Raw genomic sequence first — 3,880 nt, forward strand, 5'->3', positions numbered from 1 at the left:
TCCTCGGCGAAGGGCCAGGCATACGACGCTCTCCCCTGCCTGGGATATCTCCGGGATGCCGTCTCAGCACGCCTGGAACGCATCGAAAACCTCGAAGAGGATATCCGATACCTTGAACGCAAAACGGAGCCCATTAGACGCCTCTACGACGATCTGAGGGCCGGGTATGTTTTGGAGGGGTCACCGAAGACGATCTTGCGAGGGATTCTGGAGCTGTTCTACCTCGGAGAGAATACCTGGCAGGCGACGGCAGAGGAGCTTAGGCTGAGCCGAATGTCCTTCTTTCGCCGAAGGAATGAATTGGTGGGGCTTAGCCTCCGCTATCTGGGGTTCTGAGATTTTGGTGGGAATAATTTGGGAATAATTTGGGAATGGCGTGGGAATAAAAGCTCGGTTCCCGTGGTATGCTCATAGCATCGAATTGGGCGCCCGCGGGGCGTCCTTTTTTGTTGCCATGAGAGGAGGTGTCGTCGTGGCAAAACTGAATGCGAGGCAGCGGGCGTTCGTGGAGGCCTACGCGGGAAATGCCACGGCGGCGGCCCTGGCAGCGGGGTATAGCGAAAGATCAGCTCGGTCTCAAGGGCAACGATTGTTGACAAATGATGACATTCAAGACGCCATCAAGGCTCGCGAGGCTAAGCGGCTCGCTCCGACCATCGCAACCCGGCAGGAGCGGCAGGAGTTCTGGACCTCCGTGCTCCGGAACGAAGACGAGGCCATGAAGGACCGCCTCAAGGCCGCGGAACTGCTGGGAAAGTCCGAGGGCGACTTCCTGGAGCGGGTGGAAATGGACCAGACGGTCTCCGTGAACGTTTTCGACGAGGAGACGCGGGCCCGCCTCCTGGAGATGGTCGGGCGTGGATGACCAGCAGCTCGTGGCGGCGGTGGTCGAGAAGTGGGCGCGCAGCCCCTGGGCGTTCGTCCGCGATGCCTGCCGAACCCTCGACGAGGCCGACGGCGGCAGCGTGAAGCCGTTCCCTGACCTGCCCTACCTGCGGCATATCTGTGAGGTCTGGGAGCGGCACAAGATGCTGGCGATCCCGAAGTCTCGGCGTATGATGCTGACCTGGCTGATGCTGGCGCTGCACCTGCATCTGGCACTGTTCTGTCCCCGGTCGGCCATCTTCATTCAGTCCAAGAAGGCGGAGGATTCGGACTATCTTATCGGGGAGAACCGGATGCTCTTCCTCTACGCCAGCCTGCCCGCCTGGCTGAAGGGCTACGGACTGCCGACCGTGAAGCGAAAGGAGTACCAGGTCTCCTTCTCGAACGGCTCGATCGTCCGCGCGGTGTCGCAGGGCGCGGACCAGTTGCGGCAGTACACGGCCACGGCCGTGATGTGCGACGAGATCGCGTTCTGGGAGCGGGCGGGCGAGACCTGGCGGGCACTCCGCCCCATCGCCCAAGGTGGAGGGCGTATCACGCTCATCTCCTCGGCAGCGCCGGGGTTCTTCGAGGTGGTGGTGAAGGGTGGACTCAGAACAGGTCAGCGTTGAAACGATGCCAGGCATAACGGAGTACGACACGGAGGACGGGGTTCACGTCCTCCGCGTTCATTATTCGGCGGACCCCGCAAAACGTTCTCCAGAGTGGCGGGAGCGGGAACAGAAAGGGACTACGGCGGCGGACTGGGAACAGGAGTTCGAGATCAACTTCAACGTCCCCAAGGGGAAGCCGTGGTATCCGGAATTTCGCTACGACTTCCACGTAGCGGCTGGCCCCCTCGCCCCCATCCCCGGTCGTCCGGTCGTCCGTGGCTGGGACTATGGGCTCACGCCGGCGACGGTGTTCTGCCAGGGGACAGCGAAGGGGCAGACGCTCGTCCTGTGGCCAGAGATACAGTCCTGGGAATCGGGAATCCTCGCCCACGGACGAATCGTGCAGGCGGAGAGTGCGGCGAACTTCCCCGGTTTCACCTTCGCGGACTACGGGGACCCGGCCGGAAACCAGAGAGCCCAAACCGACGAACGAACTTGTGTGCAGCTCCTGCGGGAGGAGTTCGGGATTTCGGTCAGCGCCGGGCCGGTGGCGTTCGCGCAGCGGGACCAGCCGATTCGGAAGGCCCTGACGACGCTGACGGGCGACGGGCAGCCGATGCTTCTCATCGACCCGCGCTGCGTCTGGCTGATCGCCGCGCTGACCGGAGGGTACCAGCGCAAAGAGGTCAACGGGCACGTAACGGACCAGCTCGCGGACAACGAGTACACACACATCGTCGATGCGCTGGGGTACGTCCTGTCCATGGTGGGGAAGGTCCCTCAGAAGAACAATTTCAAAATGCCGATAGCGGGGAGGATGTGATGAAGACCATACGGATTGACGCAAAACGGATTCTCGCTACGGCGCGGGCCGATATCGAGACCGCGGAAAAGCACTACACGGAGAACATCGAGAAGGACCTCATCCGGCGCTACGAGGTCTACTACTCCAGCCGGGAGCGTTACAAGAAGCTGTACCCCAAGCTCTCGGAGAAGAACGAGCTGCGGACCTTCGACCTCTGGAGCGCCATCGAGTGGCTGCTGCCGAACCTGCTTCGGGCGTTCTTCGGGGCGGACCGGATCATCGGGATCGCCGGGGTCGGCCCGGAGGACGCCGATCGGGCGGAGCGGCTGATGAAGCTGATTCAGTGGCAGCTGACCGTGAAGAACCAGGGATACCGCATTTTCAAAAGCTGGTTCGGGGACGCGCTGGCAACGAACCTGGGCGTCCTGAAGTGCTATTGGAAGCGAGAGGGGGAGATGATTCCGCATCACGACGTGCTGGACGAGGCGCAGCTCGTGGGGGTCCTTCAGAACCCCGCAAACAGGGTCGTGAGCTCGGAGCCCGTCCCGGATATCTCCGCCCTCCTGGGACTTGCCCCTCCCAGGTCCGAGGTGAGGTGGGAAGAGGAGCGGACGACCATCAACCAGCCGGTCATCGAGGTGGTCCGGCCCTCGGATATCCGCTTCACCCCGGACGGGCGGACGCTGGGCGAGTGTTCCATGGTGGCGCATCGGAAGGTCGTCACCCTGGATCGCCTGCGCCGGGACGCCCGGCGCGGCATCTACGACGAGGACGCCGTCGAGGACGTGGGGCTGAACCCGGAGGGGCTAGAGCCGACGGAGCTGGAGAAAATCCTGAATCGGTCGGCGGAGGATTCGTACTCGTCCGACCTGTGGAGCACGGAGCGGGCCCGGGCGAAGGTCCTCATCCACGAGTGCTGGCTCAAGACCGATATCGACGGGGACGGGGTGCTGGAGGACGCCATCGTGACGGTGTGCGGGGACCGGCTGCTGCGGGCCGTGGAGAACCCCTACGGACGGGCCCCATTCTTCGATCTGGTGCCGTTCTGGGATAGCTATCAGGTCTGGGGACGCATGGGACTGGGCGAGGTCATTCAGGACGTCCAGGACGCGCACACGGCGCTGCTGCGCCAGATGGTCGTGTCGCTTGGACTCTCGAACCAGTGGCGGGCCGTCGTGGATGAATCGGCTATCAACCTCGAGGACCTGATCGGCGACGCCATGTTCATCCGCTCGGCAGGGATACCTCAAAACGCCTTCATGCCGATGCCACACCCGGGGATGAACCCGCAGAACTTCCAGTTCTTCGAGTACCTGAAGAGCCAACTCGAGGAATGGACGCCGATCACCCGGTACAACCAGGGACTCGATGCCTCAAGCCTCAACAAGACGGCGACGGGTATCAACATGATCATGTCGGCCGCCCAGCAGCGGCAGGAGGAGATCATCCGGAACTTCGCCGAGACGGGGATCAGCGAGCTGTTCCGCTTTTTGATCCAGATCAACCAGCGCTATCTCGATCAGGAACAGGTGGTGCGGCTCCAGAACGAGACGATCTCCTTTGCCCCTGACGACCTTGCCGGGGACTTCGATCTGTC

General features: G+C 62.6%; 5 protein-coding genes. All 5 read left to right on the top strand.

The annotated features are described in order from the left end of the window. Positions 1-336 (top strand): hypothetical protein (locus ACO41U_RS09985; protein ID WP_485943637.1); only part of this gene is annotated, 336 nt, incomplete at its 5' end. A 136-nt stretch (positions 337-472) separates the two neighbouring features. Continuing rightward, positions 473-865, top strand: coding sequence for a terminase small subunit (locus ACO41U_RS09990; RefSeq protein WP_485943638.1), 393 nt, complete (start codon positions 473-475; stop codon positions 863-865). Beyond that, positions 858-1,496 (top strand): hypothetical protein, encoded by a 639-nt coding sequence (locus ACO41U_RS09995; protein WP_485943640.1) that lies wholly within the window; start codon positions 858-860, stop codon positions 1,494-1,496. Before ACO41U_RS09990 ends, ACO41U_RS09995 begins: the two co-directional genes overlap by 8 nt. After that, complete coding sequence (locus ACO41U_RS10000; protein ID WP_485943642.1) at positions 1,471-2,301, top strand: hypothetical protein; 831 nt, start codon at positions 1,471-1,473, stop codon at positions 2,299-2,301. The genes ACO41U_RS09995 and ACO41U_RS10000 overlap by 26 nt, the downstream gene beginning before the upstream one ends. Further along, positions 2,301-3,880, top strand: a 1,580-nt coding sequence (locus tag ACO41U_RS10005; RefSeq protein WP_485943644.1) for a portal protein, incomplete at its 3' end; no start/stop codon positions are given. The genes ACO41U_RS10000 and ACO41U_RS10005, both read left to right, overlap by 1 nt.

The sequence above is a fragment of the Fretibacterium sp. genome, assembly GCF_057312375.1.